This window comes from Phragmitibacter flavus (genome assembly GCF_005780165.1).
Lineage (GTDB): Bacteria > Verrucomicrobiota > Verrucomicrobiia > Verrucomicrobiales > Verrucomicrobiaceae > Phragmitibacter > Phragmitibacter flavus.
Genome location: NZ_VAUV01000003.1, coordinates 332,833 through 350,076 on the forward strand (window position 1 = coordinate 332,833; position 17,244 = coordinate 350,076).

Consider the following 17,244-nt stretch of genomic DNA (forward strand, 5'->3'; position numbering starts at 1 on the left):
TCATCACTTAGCCTTTATCCTTTCCTGATATGACTCCCTTATTCATCTTCGACGGCACCCGCACCCCCTTCACCCGTGCCGGAACCACCCTCGCCGACCTCAGCGCTGTCGACCTCGCCCGCGCTGCCGTCACCGCCCTCTTCACCCGCACCGGCTTCAACCCTGCGCTCATCGACGAAACCATCTTCGGCTGCGTCGCCTCACCCGCCGACGCCGCCAACCTCAGCCGCATCATCGCCCTCCGTGCCGGTGTCCCCAAAGAAAAACCCGCCATGACCGTCAACCGCAACTGCGCCAGCGGATTGCAGGCCATCGCCACCGCCCAGGAAAAACTCGCCTCCGGCAACGGCAGCCTTTTTCTCGTCGGCGGCGTCGAAAGCATGTCCCAGATGCCTCTGCTCTTCCGACACGAAGCCGCCATCAAATTTGCCATGCTCTCCCGAGCCAAAACCGTCGGCACCCGCACCCGCGCCCTCGCCGCCTTCCGACCTCAAGACTTCATGCCCCTGCTCGCCCTTAAGATGGGCCTCACCGATCCCATCGCCGCCCTCAACATGGGTGAAACCGCCGAGATCCTCGCCCGCGAATTCCGCATCAGTCGCGACGCCCAGGACGCCTTCGCCGTCCGCTCCCACCTCAACGCCGCCGCCAACCAAACCCACCTCGCTACCGAAATCACCCCCGTCTACGCTGGCACCCAAAAAGTCCGCGCCATCACCGAAGACAATGGTGTCCGACCCGACAGCTCCCTCGAAAAACCCGCCAAACTCCCCGCCATCTTCGATCCCCTCATGGGCAGCGTCACCGCCGGCAACTCCTCGCAAATCACCGACGGAGCCGTCGCTCTTCTCGTCGGCGACGAATCCCATGCCTACACCTTCAAGTCCGATCCCCTCGGCCGCGTTGTCAGTCAGGCCTTCACCGGCTGCGACCCCGCCCGCATGGGACTCGGACCCGTCAAAGCCATCGAGCTCGCCCTCCAACGCGCTGGATGGAAACTCGACGATGTCGACCTCATCGAAATCAACGAAGCCTTCGCCGCCCAGACCCTCGCCGTGCTTAAATGCCTCCGCGACAAATCCGCCGCCCAACGCGCCGGCCTCTCCACTCCCCTCGGCGAAATCGACAGCGACCGACTCAACCCTCAAGGCGGCTCCATCGCCCTCGGCCACCCCGTCGGAGCCAGCGGTGCCCGCCTCATCCTCACCGCCCTCAAACAACTCCAGCGCACCCACAAAAAACGCGCCCTCGTCACCCTCTGCGTCGGCGGCGGCCAGGGAGCAGCCCTCTGCCTTGAGAGGGAATGACCAATGTCCAAGCGCCAATGACCAATGAAACACCCAACCCTTTCCCACCTCCATTGACCTTCCTCATTCGGATTTTCCTTGGTCATTGAGCCATTGCTCATTGGTCATTTATCCCATTTCCACATCTCACCCCACTTCTTTTCCCATGAATCCCATCATCTTAGATCCCACCCAAGATCCCGATCAAGACCACACCAACGTCTTGCATCCCCATCACCCCCACCATCACATCGACGCCCCTGCCGCCTTCAAACGCGACATCGACAGCGACGGCATCTGCTGGCTGACTTTCGACACCCCCGACTCCAGCGCCAACGTCTGGAACCACGCCACGCTTGACCAGTTCGACGCCCAAATCGAAGAAGTCCATCGCGACAGCACCATCCGCGCCCTCGTCATCCGCAGCGCCAAACCCCGCGTCTTCGTTGCTGGAGCCGACCTCAAAAATCTCTCTACCCTCCCCCCTGACCAGCTCAACGAACTCCTCATCCTCGGCCAGGACGTCTTCACTCACCTCGAATCCCTGCGCATCCCAAAAATCGCCATGATCCACGGCGCCTGTGTCGGCGGTGGATACGAAATGGCTCTTGCCTGCGACATTCGCATCGCCAGCGATGACGATGCCACCCGCATCGGCCTTCCGGAAACCCAGCTCGGCCTCATCCCTTCCTGGGGCGGCAGCACCCGACTGCCCCGACTCATTGGCGTTCCCAAAGCCCTTGACCTCATCGTGCGCGGCAAAACCCTCAAACCTCATCACTCCAAAAAGCTCGGCCTCGTCGACCACGTCCTGCCCATCGAAAACCTCGAAGCGTTTGCCAAGAAACTTGCCCTTTCCGAGCACCCACCGCTCGACCACCATCGTTTCCATCCCACCCAGCTCAGTCCCCTTCCCCAACTGCTGCGCCTCTACACCAAAACCACCCTGCGCAACAAATACCCCTGGATGGCCAAGAACCCCACCGCCCCGCTCAGTGCCATCGATGTCGTGACCCGCGGTGCCACCCGCACCGTCGAAAAATCCCTCGCCATCGAGCAACGCACCATGCGCGAACTCATCGGCACCACCAGCACCAAACGCTTCATCGAAACCTTCTTCCGCAAGGAGGCCGCAAGCAAAAAACTGCCCGCCCATCTTGCCGAAGTTCGCACCACCCCCATCACCCACGCCGCCGTCATCGGCTCCGGAGTGATGGGCTCCGGCATCGCCTACACCCTCGCCAGCCGCGGCACCCGCGTCGTCCTCGCCGACACCACCCCCGACGCCCTTGCCAACGGCTTCACCCGCATCCGCAAACTTCTGCGCGGCGGCGTCAAAAGCCATGCCATCACCAGAGTCCAAGCCCGCGATCTCGACGACCGCATCCAACCCACCCACGAAACCGTCCCCCTCCAACACCAGCAACTCATCATTGAAGCCATCGTCGAAAACCTTCCGGCCAAAAAGGCCCTCTTCGCCGATCTCGCCAGCCGCACCAGTCCCACCACCATCCTGGCCAGCAACACCTCCGCCCTCTCCATCACGGAGATGGCCAAGGACGTTCCCCATCCCGAACGCGTCATCGGCCTGCACTTCTTCAACCCCGCGCATCTCATGCCCTTGGTTGAAGTCGTCACCCATCCCGGCAACACCCCCGAGGTGATTGCCACCGCCATCAAATACATCCAAAGCCTCGGCAAAACCCCTATCCTCGTCAACGACCGCCCCGGCTTCGTCGTCAACCGCATCCTCATGCCTTATCTCCTCGGTGCCGTTGCCCTCGCCGAACAACTCCACGATCCTTGGGAAATCGACGACGCCATGCTCGAATTCGGCATGCCCATGGGGCCCCTCCGACTCCTCGACGAAATCGGTTTCGATGTCGCCCTTCACGTCGAACAAACCCTGCGCGCCGAACACGGCAACCGACTCCCCACCACCAACCTCCTCCAGCGCCTCGTTGAATCCGGCCATCTCGGAGCCAAAAACCACAAAGGTTTTTATCGCGCCCACCACGAAAAATCCGGCCCTCAACCCAATACCGACATCCTCAAATACCTCACCCCTAAATCTTACCCTCCCTACAAAGAGAAGTCCGACATCGCCAATCACCTGAACCAGTTCATGCAGGAAGAAGCCGCCCTGTGTCTTGAAGAGGGTGTCACGGCGACTGCCGCCAACATCGAACTCGCCATGATTCTGGGCACTGGTTATCCGCCTTTCCGCCGCCTGTTGCCCTAGAAATCCTCCTCCTACTCTTACTCCTCCTCCTACTCCTACTCCATCTCAGAGGACGAGGAGGAGAACGAGGACGATCCAACCACCAACCCACCTCACCACCATGAATCCCACCCTTCCCCAACCCCCCATTCCCCCATCCGTCCTCGACACCTCGAAAATGTCTGCCGGACAACGCGCTGCCATCGAAATGACCGAAGCCGCCCGCGACGAAAGCGCCAGCACCCTCAGCTTCGCCGCCAGCCTCTTCAATGGTGATCCCGACTTCACCACCCTTCTCCCCTATCCCGTCCAAAGCGTCGAAGACCGCGACCAGGGCGACGCCTTCCTTCACCGCATGGAATCCTTCCTTGCACTCGAAGTCGACCCCGACGCAATCGACCGCGACAGCGAAATCCCCGACCACGTCCTCCACGGACTCGCCCAACTCGGCGCCTTCGGCATCAAGATCCCCACCAAATACGGCGGACTCGGCCTCAGCCAAACCAACTACTCACGCACCGCCGCCCTGCTCGGTGGCATCTGCGGAAACCTCACCGCTCTGCTCTCCGCTCACCAAAGCATCGGCGTCCCCCAACCCCTCATCGTGTTCGGCACCGAGGAACAAAAACAAAAATTCCTGCCCCGCTGCGCTCGTGGTGAAATCAGCGCCTTCGCCCTCACCGAACCCGATGTCGGCTCCGATCCCGCCCGCATGAAAACCACCGCCATCGCTGACAGCGACGACTACCTCATCAACGGCGAAAAACTCTGGTGCACCAACGGCACCAAAGCCGGCCTCATCGTCGTCATGGCCAAAACCCCCACCGAAAAACATCCCCACGCCACCACCGCCTTCATCGTCGAAACCAGCATGCCCGGTGTCGAAATCGTCCAACGCTGTCACTTCATGGGCCTGCGCGCCCTCTACAACGGCGTCATCCGATTCCACAACGTTCGCGTTCCCAAAGAAAACATCATCGGTGGCGAAGGACGTGGTCTCAAGGTCGCCCTCACCACCCTCAACACCGGTCGCATCACCCTCCCCGCCGCCTGTGCCGGGCTCGCCAAACGCTGCCTCGAATGGACCACCCAGTGGGCCGCCCAACGCGAACAATGGGGACAACCCATCGGCAAACACGCCGCCATCGCCGACAAAATCGCCCGCATGGCCGCGCACACCTTTGCCCTCGAAGCCATGGTCCATTACGTCAGCTTCCTCGTCGACCGCGACAAATCCGCCGACGTCCGACTCGAGGCCGCTTTGGCAAAACTCTGGGGCACCGAACGCAGTTGGCAGATCGTCGACGACACCATGCAGATCCGCGGCGGACGCGGTTACGAAACCGCCGACTCCCAACGCGACCGCGGCGAAAAAATCCCCATGCCCATCGAGCGTTTCTTCCGCGACTCCCGCATCAACACCCTCTTTGAAGGCAGCAGCGAAATCATGCGCCTCTTCATCGCCCGCGAATTCCTCGATCCTCATCTCAAACTTGGTGCCGCCATCTTCAACACCAAACTCCCCCTCACCACCCGCGCCCGCACCTTCGTCAAAGCCGGCTGGCACTACGCCCGCTGGTATCCCAGCCGCTGGCTCCCCGGCCGCAGCGCCTCCACTCATGCCATCACCCATCCCCTCCTCGAAGACGAGCTGCGCCACATGCAGGCCCTCAGCCGCAAGCTCTCCCGCAGCGTATTCCACGCCATGCTCAAGTTCGGTCCCAAACTCGAGCGCGAACAACTCGTCCTCGGCCGGCTCGTCGACATCGGTGCCGATCTCTTCGCCTGGAGCTGCGCCATTTCCCGCGCCGAATCCATCGTCGAAAACTCCAGCCAATCCCAAGCTGAAGTCGACCACACCATCAAGCTCGTCCAACACCTCGGCTCCCTCATGCAGGAAAACATCCACACCAACTTCCAAAACCTCTTCCGCAAGATCGATCATCAAGGTTACTCTTTGGCGAAACATCTCCTCGAACATCCCCATTAAGCATCTTTCTTCTCATGTGGACTTGTTTGATGACACGTGACAGATTGGAAAAACCCATCCAACGATGCGTATCATCAAACTTCTCGCCGCGATATTCTGCCTGCTGATATCGGTATCAGCAGCCGCTCGCCAATTTAAGACCGATCACATCGCTCCGCTGGTCTTCTCCGCCCTCGCTCTTATCCCCCTCCTCTTCATTCGACCACAGTGGTTTAGACTTTCGTGCCTCATCCCGTTGATTGGGGTTGGCCTGATCTTGATCGATGCCTACGTTCTTCGACATCGAATCGCCGTGGAATACCGTTGTTGGAACCCTCTGTGGGATATCACCAGCATTCGTGAGATAATCTCATCCCCATCTGGAGACACGACCGTTTACCTAATCAACAGCAGTTTCACAGATTCTTCTTACTGGATTTATCTTTCGACTGGTGGTTTGTTTCCCAAACATGGTTATCTGACTCACACGAGCAGCGACATGTATCGTCGCAATTTGGTCATTGGATGGAAGGATCAGTGGTTCTACATCGGCGAACGCCTCATCTCCTTTGCTTACAACGAGGTATCAAATGAAGTCCTTAGCTACTCCGGATGGAATCCCCGGCTCGGCAGCACTGACCGCTCGCTTGAAGCTTTTGATCAGGATATCCGTCAAAAAATTGATATTGTCCCGAGCCAATAGATGTCTTGTTTCAGTCTCGACATCAAAACACCATGCCAACCATGAAACCCCAAGGCTCCGCCACCACCTTCCACGTATCCAACCTCGATATCTCCCTCAAATACTACACCGAAATCCTCGGCTTCTCCGAACGCTTCCGCTTCGGTGACTACGGCGGAGTCGAGTATGGGGAGATCCAAATCCACCTTTCCGGCCCTGCAGCCACCAACAAGAAAGCCGTCGGTCAGGGCAGCATCTACATCTTCTGCGACGACGTGGATGCCTACCACGCCGAAGTCCAGGCAAAGGGCGCCAAAATTCAGGCTCCTCCGAAGAACTACGACTACGGTATGAGAGATTTTGTCATCGAGGATCCCGACACCAACCTGATCGGCTTCGGCCAAGAGTCAGCTGCTTCCGTATCGAGATGAGGCAACGCTCCCATGCCCATGACCAAACCCAAACATTCCATCTTTTCGATGCCTTTTGCGAAAGTCTATCCGCTCTATGTTCAAAAGGCGGAACGCAAAAATCGAAGCAAAGAAGAAGTTGATCAGCTGATTCGTTGGCTGACGGGATATGATCAAATTGGCCTGCAACGGCAAATCGAACGACAGATCGACTTTGAAACCTTTTTCGATCAGGCCCCGTGCCTTCACCCCAACAGCCATCTCATCAAGGGTGTGGTATGCGGAGTTCGCATTGAAGAGATTGCAGATCCTTTGATGAAGAAAATTCGGCTTCTCGACAAACTTATCGATGAGCTTGCCAAGGGTAAAACCATGGAGAAAATTCTGAGACAATAAACATTTTATGAAATACGCCTTCTTGGTCCTGCTCGCCGGTTGCGCCTTTTTGAGCGTGGTTCACTCTGCTGAAATTCCAGTTTTTAAGGTGAAAGCAGGAGATATAGAAAACATCGTTGTTGATGCGACGCCAAGCAAACCCTGGATCTTTTCAATCACGTTGACAGCACCGAAGCTTGCCCAATACCAGAAGTTCACTGAAAAGAATCTCAACCGCCAGATCTCCTTGGTGGTTGCAGATGTGGAGATTTACCAACCCATGATTCAATCGGTGGTGAAATCGAATCCACTGACCTTCCGCATGTTTGAGAAAAAGAAATTCCTTTCGATCCTGGCAGCTCTTCCGGCCGATCCTGAATGAGGCCCAGGCTTGACACCTTCTTGCGATGCCAGAGACGGATGCTAAACTTGCTCACAGTTGAACCTGCGACCTATGGATTTGCGCTCTTTAAACGGACGGTGGTTCATCCACTACACCAACTTTCCCCTATGGTTGAAAGGAGACAAGACGCATCCGGTCATCACTTATGATGCTCGGCAGTCATCGCGCTCCATGCGTGATGTGGTGACTTATCAAAAGAACGGCAAGGAACGGTCCATCAAAGGCGTGGATCGCCAGATATCCGACAAGCAATTTCGCTGGCGCGGATCAGCCCTTCTTGCCCTCATCACCAGCGACTGGAAGATTGATCATCTCTCAAACGACGACAATTGGATGATCATCAGCTTTCAAAAAAGTCTGTTCACTCCGAAAGCGAATGACATTCTCGCTCGCGGCCCGATGATCTCCCCATTGCTGGCCGCAGAGATGTTGGAGGTCTTTGAGTCTTTGCACCGAGGTCAAACGCTCCAGCATGTCTATCACACGAACTTACCATGATCACACCGGAATCTACCCCACAAGCCATCGTCCGACATGAAGGCCACACCGCGCGCGAACGCAGTGCCTGTGGCTGGCGCGACCGACTGATCAGTCACGAGGATGTCGCGCTTGAGCCTGCAGCCTGGGCACATGCGGTCGATATCGACGGAGCCAAACCGCATTATCACCAACATTCCACCGAACTGTATTATGTGCTGGAGGGCAGCGGTTGCGTCATTCTCGATGGAATAGAGGAACCCGTTTCCAAAGGGTCGCTGGTGCACATTCCGCCTGGAGTGGTGCATGGGGCCCGCGGTCGGATGAGAGTGCTGGTGGTGGGGATTCCAGACATAGCGGATGACGACTATTTTGAAGTGCCGGAGGAGAAACTTTTGACTGTAGAATAGCTCAGAAGCAAGGACCGCGAAGTTGCACTTCGCGATCCCGCTTTGATTCACGCCTCGATAAAGTCGGAAACGAACTGGTTGACGGGTTTGTCGCGCAGTTGGTCGGGGGTGCCGACTTGCTGGATTTCGCCCTGGCCCAAGACGACGACGCGGTCGGCGAGTTCGAAGGCTTCGTCCTGATCGTGGGTGACAAACAAGGTGGTGAGCTTGATGTTGTCGTGGAACTCGCGCAGCCAGCGGCGCAGTTCTTTGCGGACCTTGGCATCGAGCGCTCCGAAGGGCTCGTCGAGAAGGAGGACCTGCGGATTGACGGCGAGGGCACGGGCCAGCGCGACGCGTTGACGTTGACCGCCGGAGAGCTGATTCGGATAACGTCCGCTGTATTCGGGCAGCTGGATGCGCTCCAGCAAATCGGTGACGATCTCCTTGCGTTTGATTTTGGGGAGTCGCTCAAAACGTTTTTTGACCTTGAGTCCGAACTCGATGTTTTGGGCGACAGTAAGGTGATTGAACAGGGCGTAGTGCTGGAACACAAAACCGGCTTTGCGGTCGTAGGCGGATTGATAAGTCACCTCGCTGCCGTGGAAGTTGATTTTGCCTTTGCCTTCATCGGGGAACTCGAGTCCGGCGATGATGCGCAGCAGGGTGGTTTTTCCAGATCCAGAGGGGCCAAGCAGGGCGACCAGTTCGCCGGTGTTCACATCCAGGGAGATGTCGCTGAGCACGGAGGTGCGGTCGAAGTGTTTGCTGATGTGTTCGATGTGGATGCTCATGGGTGGGTGTGAATTTCGTGGTTTTGGGCGGCTTCGCGCAGCGTCTGCTCGGCGCGCCAGGCGGCGATGCTTTTGATGACAAGGGTGAGGACGGCGACGAGGGCGAGGACTGAGGCGACAGCGAAGGCGGGGACGAACTGGTATTCGTTGTAGAGCACTTCGATGTGCAGCGGCATGGTATTGGTCTGGTTGCGGATGTGGCCGGAGACGACGGAGACGGCTCCGAACTCACCGAAGGATCGGGCGTTGCAGAGGATGACGCCATAAAACAGGCTCCAGCGGATTTTGGGGACGGTGATGCGCCAGAAGGTCTGCCAGCCGTTGGCACCGAGGGTGAGGGCGGCCTCTTCTTCGGCGCGACCGAGGGCTTCAAGCTGCGGGGTGACCACGCGGGCGACGAAGGGGAAGGTGACGAAGATGGTGCTGAGCACGATCCCGGGCAGGGCGAAGATGATCTTCACCGACTCCATCGGATGCCATCCCCAGCCTTCTCCTTCGATGAAGCGAGGCACCAGGATCGGCGAGCCAAAGAAGGTGGGATCGGCGAGCCAGGGTCCGAGCAAACCTTGGCGGCCAAACAGCAGCACATAGATGAGTCCTGCAACGACAGGTGAGACCCACAGGGGCAGTTCGATGAGGATGCTCAACAGTCGCTTGCCACGGAACTTGAACTGGGCGACGGCCCACGCGGCCGCGAGTCCGAAGATGGTGTTCAAGGGGACGGCAATGAGCGCGACGATGAGGGTCAGCTTGATGGAGTGGACGGTGGCACGATCATCGAACGAAGCGAAAAAGGCGGCTGATCCTTTGCGCAGCGCCTCTTCGAAAATCAGCACCAGGGGCAGCAGGAAGAAGGTGACGAGAAAGCTGAGGCAGAGTGTCAGGATGATGCCCTTCATCCACCACGGATCGGTGGTGGCGCGACGGGCGAGTGAATGTTTGGCGCGCACGCGGGCGCGACTGTCTTCGATGTTGAGGGAGGCGATTCCGGCCATGGGTCAGAAGGGAAAGGGGTCAGGCTTTGATTTTGCTGTTCCAGGCCTGAAACAGGTTGGAGAGGAGAAGGATGGTGAAGGAGATGACCAGGAGGATGACGCCCAGCGCGGCGGCACCCGTGTAGTTGTATTGCTCAAGCCGGGTGACGATCAGCAAGGGGGCGATTTCGGTCTTGAAGGGCAGGTTGCCGGAGATGAAAACGACGGAGCCGTATTCGCCAACCGCGCGACCGAAGGCGAGGGTCATTCCGGCCAGGGAGCTGGGCAAAAGGGTGGGGATGATGACCTTGGTGAAAGTTTGCCAGCGGCTGGCTCCGAGGCAGGCGGCGGCTTCTTCGACCTCAAGGGACAGGCCTTGGATGATAGGCTGCACGGTTCTCACCACAAAAGGAAAGCCGATGAAGATGAGCGCGACGGTGACGCCGATGGGGGTGTAGGCGACTTTGATTCCGAGGGGTTCAAGCAGGCTGCCAATCCAGCCATTTTGGCCGTAGAGCGAGCAGAGGGCGATGCCGGCAACGGCGGTGGGCAGGGCGAAGGGAAGGTCGACCATGGCATCGAGGATGCGTTTGCCGGGGAAGGTGTAACGTTCCATGGCCCACGCGGTGAGCACGCCGAAGAAGCCACTCACAAGCGCTGCGATGAAGGAGGCGGTGAAACTCAGCTTGAGTGAGGCGAGCACCTGTTTGTTGGTGAGGGTGCTGACGAAGACGTCAATGCCTCCACCGGATGCCTTCCACGCCAGCGCGGCAAACGGAATGATCACGATCAGGCTGAGATAGGTGATGGTGTAACCAACGGATAAGTTGAAGCCTGGGAGGATATGTCGGTTGCGGGACATGGATGGGTGAGGTGGAGAGGCGATCTGGAGATCGCCTCTCCTTGGTGTCAATTACAGGTTGGGGGCGTGGGCGAGGAGGAGCCGGTATTGGGCGAGGATTGCTTTGACAGCATCGACGTTGGCGGCTACCTGTTTTTCCATGCTGGCACGGTTTGGGGTTTCGAAGACAATCTCGATGGGGCGTGGATGCTGGTCGGGCGGGGCGCTCAGCACGCCTTGATAACCTTCGGTAACGATGCCGTCCTTGGCGAGGAAACCATCAATCAAGGGCTCGCGATTGATTGGCAGGTGTTTCTCGGCGGCGGCCAAGGCGGGTTTCAAAACCTGTGCGCTCAAGACGTCGCCACTGACAAAACCGTAGACGCCATCGCTATCTTCATCGGCGTGAAGCGAGATGATGATATGGTAACGTTCGCGTTTAAGCTCGTTTTCGAGATAGACCACTTCAGGCTCCTGCGATCCGGTCCAGAACTCGCGGTTGAGGTCGCGATCATTGATGGAGTGCCGGGTGCCGAGGTTACGGCCGGAAGGATTGCAAATCGGATAAACGTGGAGGGAGAAATCGTGGATTTCTTCGGGGTCATTCCAGGCCCAGCGGATGAGGTCGAAGGCGGCGTGGGTGCCGGCTTCCTCATCGCCATGGAGACGGGCAAAGATGCCAACCTTGATGATCTGTTGTTTTCTTCCTGGCGTGTAGACCAGCTTGGGAATGGTGATCGGGGGGGCGTGGCGGGCACGGGTGGCCTGCTTTCTGACGTAACGCTCTTCGTAAGTCGGCTCAAGAATTTTCATGGCTGTGTTCGGTCCAAGGAGAGGCGGTCTCCAGCCCGCCTGGTCAGTAAGTTGATGCTGTCTGGAAATAACCGTGAAGTTATTGCGGCGCGTAGATCTGGTCGAAGTAACCGCCATCACCGAAGTGGGTTTTGTGCGCCTCTGCCCAACCGCCGAATTTTTCGTCGATGGTGAACAATTCCACCTTCACAAACTGCTCGGCATATTTGGCGGCGGCTTTCTCGGAACGTGGGCGGTAGAAGTGTTTGCCGGCAAGGTCCTGGGCTTCTTCGGTGTAGAGGAAGTTCAGATAGGCTTCGGCGGCTTCACGGGTGCCTTTTTTATCAACGACTTTGTCAACAACGGCGATGGTGGGTTCAGCGAGGATGCTGAGGGACGGGACAACGGTGGTGAATTTGTCGGCACCGAACTCGCGCTGGACCAGGAAGGCTTCATTCTCCCAGGAGATGAAGACGTCACCGATGCCGCGCTGCACGAACGTGGTGGTGGAACCACGGGCTCCGCTGTCGAGCACAGCCACATTTTTGTAGATCGCTTTGACGAACTCTTTTGCGGTGGCGTCGCTGCCGCCTGGTTGGCGACGGGCGTATTCCCAGGCCGCAAGGTAATTCCACTGGGCACCACCGGACGTTTTGGGGTTTGGGGTGATCACGGACACGCCTTCTTTGGCGAGGTCATTCCAGTCTTTGATGCCCTTTGGATTGCCCGCGCGGACGATGAAAACGATCGTGCTGGTGTAGGGAGCCGAGTTTTGGGGAAGACGAGACTGCCAGTCCTCCTTGATCAATCCGGCTTTGGCGACGGCGTTGACATCATTGGCCAGCGCGAGGGTGACCACATCGGCCTCCAGGCCGTCAACGACTGAACGGGCTTGTTTGCCGGAACCACCGTGGGATTGGTCAATGCTGATGGTCTTGCCGGATTTTTCTTTCCAATGTTTGGCGAAGAGTTCGTTGTATTCCCCGTAGAATTCCCGGGTGGGATCGTAGGAGACATTGAGAAGGCTTTGTGAGAAGGTGGAGCCTGCGATGAGACCGCTGACGGCGAGGCCAAGGAGGGTTTTGATTTTGAAGGATGTTTTCATGATGTTGTAATGGTTTGGTTTGTAAGTCAGGTTAGGTGTCGATGTTTGGAGATGAGATAGAGTTTGGGGGGGTTCTCATCCGGTGGTTTTGGTCGCTTGGCTCCCGTCACCACCGGCTAAGTTCCTCGCCCCTGCGTGGCGGGATGCTACGGGGTTAGAACGAGAGGCGGACGCCGGTCAGGAAGGTCCAGCCGTCGAAGTCGCCACCATTGCCGCCGCCATCAAGGGTGGCGTATTCGGCTCCAGCGAGGAGCTTCAGATTTTGGCCGTAGATGAAGTATTGAAGGCCGCCGGAGACGGACTGGTATTGGTCGCCACGTCCGCTGCCGGTGAGGTCGGGGGCGCGTCGCTCATAACGGCTTTGGACCTGGATGCTGTTGTTGCCGTCGCCGGTGGAGAAGGAGTAGCGACCCACAAGTTGCAGCTTGTCTTTGACGATGTCGAAGGAGGGCTGGATGAAGAACCCGGAGGCATCTCCCCAACCTGGATCTCCGCCGGTGGCGTAGAAGAATTCGGTTACAATGTGGAAGCGCCCTTCCTTGACCCAGAAGGTCGCGGTGAAGAGGTCTTCGTAGCGGTCCAGGATGGTGGCCTCAGCGTCGTTGTCGCTGTGCAACCAATCGAACCGAAGGTCCGCCTTGCTGGTGCCGAGGGCATCCTTGAGGTCAAATCCAAAGCCTGCACCGTAGGCGATGCCGGCGTTGAATTGACCGAACTCAAGGTCAACATCGTTGGAAAAGACACCTGCCTGATAGGTGAAGATGCCATGTTTGCCTTGGGCGACGACACCGGTGAGACGATCCACGCGAAGCTGGTTGAAGATCTGCGAGCGCTCGAAGGTATCCTGCTGGCTGGTGGTGGACTGAAGGAAATCGTAGTAAGCGATCTGCGGCTTCTGTTTACCCACGGTGAGGTTGAAGGATTTTGATGGCTCCCACTTGATGTAGGCGTCGACCAAGCCGCTGTAGAACGGGTCCCAGGTGTCGTTGCTTTGTGCATCAAGGCGGATGGCAAACTGATTGAACAGTTTGGCATCGAACCCGAAACGGGAGCGACGGTTTTCCCAGTCATCGGAATCGCCCTGATCGGAATCAAGCCAATGGTATTGACCTTGATAACGACCACGGAGTTTCAATTCCTGGATGACAGGGTTATCCTTGTTTTTATAAAGTGTGGCGAGTCCCCAGATCTGGTCGAAGAGGGACTCTTCTGCCTCGGTGGTGACGGCGATTTCTTTGGATGACTTGCTGTAGGCTGGCGAGCCGGCCTGGGTGCTTGTCGGGAGGGTGATCGCAGCAACGGCGGCGAGCAGACTGGATTTGATGATGATGATGGATTGGCGTTTCATGGACGTAGTCGATGAAGCGCTGGCGCGTCCAGGGTGAGGATGACGTGCGCGGTGGTTGTTGTTTAGGTAGATGTGTGTTTGTTTTGAAGTGCCTCCGTTGGTGTCGGTAGGCAAAGTGTCTATCTGGCGGCTAGCTGCGGATCGTGACGCGATTGGGGGCGTTGTCAGGGCCGCTGCTGAGCCGGGTTTTTTCGGTGCTTTCCACCTGGGTCACGCGACCTTCGTGGACAATGATTTGCACGGAACCGAAGCGCATGGCTTCGACTTTGGCTTTGACGATGTTGAGCCAGGATTCTTGAATGTTGGACTGATTGGAAAGAGAGGACATGGGATGGTCAGGCGGATTTTTTGGTGTCGTTAAGGAATGCGAGGAACCCGTCGGCGGGATCGGCGTGGCGGGGTCGGGAGGCGTAGCCGGTGCTACATCGATCGGAAGTTGCGGAGGTGATGTTTGCCGGAATGACGGCGAGGCCATCACGTTCGAGTTTGCGGAGCGTGACTTCGACCACGTCGTGAAGGGTGTAGCGGTCGAGGATGTTGGCGATGGCGTTGCGGACGTCGATCATCAGCATGCGCAGGCCGCAATGATCTTCGTCGGGGCAGGTGCAGGCTTCGTATTCGGTTTCGCTGGCGCAGCCGATGGGAGCGAGTTTGCCGTCGATGAGGCGGACGATCTCACCCATACGAATTTCGTTTTGGGGTTTGGCGAGACGGGCACCGCCGACCTTGCCGCGTTTGCTTTCGATGTAGCCGGCACCGCGCAGGGTGAAGAGGATTTGCTCGAGGAACTTGAAGGGAAGTTTTTCGCTGGCAGCGAGTGAAGACACCGAAACGACATCCTTGCCGGTGCGGTGGGCCACGCCGAGTTGGATGAGGGTGCGGAGTGCGTATTCGCCTTTTTTGGTCAGCTTCACGCCGCTTTAGTAGCGGCTTAATGTATACTGCGCAAGTAAGAATTATAAAAAGTTTGGAATGGGGGTTTGAGATTTGTGGGGTTTCGGTTCACTCGTCCCGTTGGGACGATTTATGATAGCCCAGCAAAGGGTGCCTCTGCTGAATTTCACTTGTCCCGTCGGGGCGACTCATAATAGCCCGGCACAGGGTGCCTCTGCGGAAGCTCACTCGTCCCGTCGGGACGATTAATAATAGCCCGGCACAGGGGGCCTCTTCGGAAGTTCACTCGTCCCATCGGGACGATTCATAGTAGCCCGGCACAGGGTGCCGGGTTTCGCATGGGGAAGCATTTGCGTCCTGAGGGGACGCCTCATGCGCATGGCGGTTTAATCCCACACAAACCTCTCATCATACTCCACGTCGTATTTGCGGAGGAACTCTCGGTATTCCTCCTGGAACCCTTTGACCCGATGATGTTCTTCCTGTTGGTCGATGTAGGCGAGCAACTCAGGGAGTTGGGACATCCCTAATGAAAAGGCACCGTATCCGGTTTGCCAATGGAATCCAGCGTGGTTTACCCCTTCGCGCTTGATCCAAACGGACGAGGTGAATTTCACCTTCTTGACGAATCGGCAACGGACAGCTTGCGCGTTAACTGGACAGCGATATGAACATGATCCGCCATGCCGCCAACGCGGTAGACAACACAGCCCAAATCCCGGCCGACCTCGGCAAGATAGGCGAATGCGGGTGATCGGATCTTGCCATCAAGCCACGGTTCGCGGTTTTTGGTAGCGAAAACCAGATGGGGGAGGCGTCCGTTCAGGACGCGATCCATATCGCCAGGAAACCCGGCACCTTGTGCCGGGCTGGTATGAGTCGTCCCGTTGGGACGGAAATGTCTGCGCGACATTCGGAGCATCAGCTTGTGCCGGGCTGGTATGAGTCGTCCCGTTAGGACGGAAATACGGTGCCTTCTAAAAGAATATGGGACACCGACACCCAGACACAAAAAAGAGCGCGGGATTTCTCCCGCGCTCTGAATGTCGAACAAGACAAGTTCAACCAACCAAAGGAAAATTAGAAGGACAAGCGGAATGCTGCCAGGAAGGTGACGCCATCAAAGTCGCCGCCGTCGCCGCCGCCATCCATGTTGTGGTATTCAACGCCACCCATGAACTTGAGCTTGTGCCCGTAGAGGTAGTAGTTGAGGCCGGCATAGACCGCGTTGTATTGTTCGCCACGACCACCATCGGTGAGGTCAGGAGCAAGACGCTCATAACGGCTCTGAAGGCGGAGGCTGTCGGAGTCTCCGGTGGCAAACTGATAGCGCAACACCGCTTGAAGTTTTTCTTCAACGATGTAGTAGGCTGGCATGAGGATGACACCGAAGACATCACCTTGGCCGCCCTGACCGAAACCGGCGAGCACGTCGGAATAGAAGCCGAAGCGTCCGTTTTCGTAGGTGCTGTTGAGGGAGATGGCATTGTCGAACAAGCCAGCGCCGCCAGCGTTACCTTCGTCGGTGCTGTGCTGGAATTCGAGTTTAGTGAATGCCTTCTTGGCGCCAACGGCTTCGCTGTAGTCATAACCAAGGGAGACCTGGATCATTTCACCAGCGCTGAAGGTGTCGAGTTCGTCATCTTCCGCAGCAGCGTAAACGCCAATACCATAGAGGAAGTTGCCAGCTTTGCCATCAGCCCAGGCACCGACGAGTTCGCCAGCGAAAAGGGTGTTGGAAAGAAGGGAACGCTCAACGGTGAGGATGTTGTTCGACGAGATGCCTTGCTCAAGACCGAAGTAGTTGGCTTTGCGTTTGCCGACGCCGAGGTTAAAGTTCTTGTTTGGGCTCCAGATCAAACGCAGGTCATAGATGCTGTCGTAGAAAGGATCAATGTCAGGACTGACGTTGATCATACCGTCCAAGGTGAATTGATTGAACAACTTGGACTTCAAACCGAGACGCCAGCGGCGCACTTCGACCTCATCACCCCAGGTGACTTCTTCTGGACGGTCAGAGGTGCCATAGTTGCCTTCATCGGAATCGCCATAGGCATATTGAAGATGGATACGGCCTTGAAGGGCAAGCTCTTGGATGATTGGGTTCTCTTTATTTTTGTAAAGAGTGGTCAATCCCCAGATCTTGTCATAGATGGATTCTTCTTTTTCGGTGGTCACCGCGGCTTCCGTATTCTTGCCAACGCTGGTGGCGATTTCGCCGCCGAAGGCTTGGGTGGACAGCCCCGCGATGAGCAGGAGGAGTGCTGTAGTTGGTTTCATGTGT

The 17,244-nt window shown here is 57.4% G+C and carries 18 protein-coding genes and 2 pseudogenes; 9 read left to right on the forward strand and 11 right to left on the reverse strand.

Going from position 1 to position 17,244, the window contains the following annotated elements; genetic code table 11:
• The first annotated feature begins 29 nt into the window (after positions 1-29).
• The 9 genes from FEM03_RS04860 to FEM03_RS04900 all read left to right on the forward strand — a co-directional run bounded on the left by FEM03_RS04860 (position 30) and on the right by FEM03_RS04900 (position 8,233).
• Positions 30-1,307, forward strand: a complete 1,278-nt coding sequence (locus FEM03_RS04860; protein WP_138085062.1) for a thiolase family protein — start codon at positions 30-32, stop codon at positions 1,305-1,307.
• A gap of 145 nt (positions 1,308-1,452) precedes the next feature.
• A complete protein-coding gene (locus tag FEM03_RS04865; protein ID WP_138085063.1) occupies positions 1,453-3,528 on the forward strand; it encodes a 3-hydroxyacyl-CoA dehydrogenase NAD-binding domain-containing protein in 2,076 nt (691 codons plus the stop codon).
• 100 nt (positions 3,529-3,628) lie between these two features.
• Positions 3,629-5,497: an acyl-CoA dehydrogenase family protein gene (locus FEM03_RS04870; RefSeq protein WP_138085064.1), complete on the forward strand. Its 1,869-nt coding sequence runs from the start codon at positions 3,629-3,631 to the stop codon at positions 5,495-5,497.
• Between the two features lie 64 nt (positions 5,498-5,561).
• Positions 5,562-6,179 carry a hypothetical protein gene (locus FEM03_RS04875; protein ID WP_138085065.1) on the forward strand — a complete coding sequence of 206 codons (618 nt, stop codon included), beginning with the start codon at positions 5,562-5,564 and terminating at the stop codon, positions 6,177-6,179.
• Positions 6,180-6,211: 32 nt separating this feature from the next.
• The gene (locus tag FEM03_RS04880) at positions 6,212-6,589 is read left to right on the forward strand and encodes a VOC family protein (protein WP_138085066.1); all 378 of its coding nucleotides are present in this window, start codon (positions 6,212-6,214) and stop codon (positions 6,587-6,589) included.
• 18 nt (positions 6,590-6,607) lie between these two features.
• Positions 6,608-6,964, forward strand: coding sequence for a DUF2200 domain-containing protein (locus FEM03_RS04885; protein ID WP_138085067.1), 357 nt, complete (start codon positions 6,608-6,610; stop codon positions 6,962-6,964).
• 7 nt (positions 6,965-6,971) lie between these two features.
• Entirely contained in the window at positions 6,972-7,325 is a 354-nt protein-coding gene (locus FEM03_RS04890; protein ID WP_138085068.1) for a hypothetical protein, read from the forward strand.
• 132 nt (positions 7,326-7,457) lie between these two features.
• Positions 7,458-7,844, forward strand: coding sequence for a hypothetical protein (locus tag FEM03_RS04895; protein WP_138085070.1), 387 nt, complete (start codon positions 7,458-7,460; stop codon positions 7,842-7,844).
• Entirely contained in the window at positions 7,841-8,233 is a 393-nt protein-coding gene (locus tag FEM03_RS04900; protein ID WP_138085071.1) for a cupin domain-containing protein, read from the forward strand. Before FEM03_RS04895 ends, FEM03_RS04900 begins: the two co-directional genes overlap by 4 nt.
• Positions 8,234-8,289: 56 nt before the next feature.
• Here the strand turns inward: FEM03_RS04900 and FEM03_RS04905 are convergent.
• The 11 genes and pseudogenes from FEM03_RS04905 to FEM03_RS04955 form a co-directional block, all read right to left on the reverse strand.
• Positions 8,290-9,006 (reverse strand): annotated as a pseudogene (locus FEM03_RS04905) (sulfate/molybdate ABC transporter ATP-binding protein); the annotation flags it as partial.
• Positions 9,003-10,001: a sulfate ABC transporter permease subunit CysW gene (gene cysW, locus FEM03_RS04910; protein ID WP_138085073.1), complete on the reverse strand. Its 999-nt coding sequence runs from the start codon at positions 9,999-10,001 to the stop codon at positions 9,003-9,005. The pseudogene FEM03_RS04905 and the gene cysW, both read right to left, overlap by 4 nt.
• Positions 10,002-10,020: 19 nt before the next feature.
• A complete protein-coding gene (gene cysT, locus FEM03_RS04915) occupies positions 10,021-10,842 on the reverse strand; it encodes a sulfate ABC transporter permease subunit CysT (RefSeq protein ID WP_138085074.1) in 822 nt (273 codons plus the stop codon).
• Positions 10,843-10,893: 51 nt separating this feature from the next.
• Positions 10,894-11,634: a M14 family metallopeptidase gene (locus FEM03_RS04920; protein WP_166442632.1), complete on the reverse strand. Its 741-nt coding sequence runs from the start codon at positions 11,632-11,634 to the stop codon at positions 10,894-10,896.
• 79 nt (positions 11,635-11,713) lie between these two features.
• On the reverse strand, positions 11,714-12,718 hold the full coding sequence (locus FEM03_RS04925) for a sulfate ABC transporter substrate-binding protein (protein ID WP_138085076.1): 1,005 nt from the start codon (positions 12,716-12,718) through the stop codon (positions 11,714-11,716).
• Between the two features lie 154 nt (positions 12,719-12,872).
• Positions 12,873-14,066 carry a porin gene (locus FEM03_RS04930; RefSeq protein WP_138085077.1) on the reverse strand — a complete coding sequence of 398 codons (1,194 nt, stop codon included), beginning with the start codon at positions 14,064-14,066 and terminating at the stop codon, positions 12,873-12,875.
• Between the two features lie 130 nt (positions 14,067-14,196).
• Entirely contained in the window at positions 14,197-14,394 is a 198-nt protein-coding gene (locus tag FEM03_RS04935) for a YezD family protein (RefSeq protein WP_138085078.1), read from the reverse strand.
• Between the two features lie 7 nt (positions 14,395-14,401).
• Positions 14,402-14,980, reverse strand: coding sequence for an RrF2 family transcriptional regulator (locus tag FEM03_RS04940; RefSeq protein ID WP_138085079.1), 579 nt, complete (start codon positions 14,978-14,980; stop codon positions 14,402-14,404).
• A gap of 366 nt (positions 14,981-15,346) precedes the next feature.
• Positions 15,347-15,484 carry a hypothetical protein gene (locus FEM03_RS25050; RefSeq protein WP_240772681.1) on the reverse strand — a complete coding sequence of 46 codons (138 nt, stop codon included), beginning with the start codon at positions 15,482-15,484 and terminating at the stop codon, positions 15,347-15,349.
• 18 nt (positions 15,485-15,502) lie between these two features.
• Positions 15,503-15,882, reverse strand: a pseudogene (locus FEM03_RS25885) (IS200/IS605 family transposase); the annotation flags it as partial.
• Positions 15,883-16,040: 158 nt separating this feature from the next.
• A complete protein-coding gene (locus tag FEM03_RS04955) occupies positions 16,041-17,240 on the reverse strand; it encodes a porin family protein (RefSeq protein WP_138085082.1) in 1,200 nt (399 codons plus the stop codon).
• Positions 17,241-17,244 lie beyond the last annotated feature (4 nt).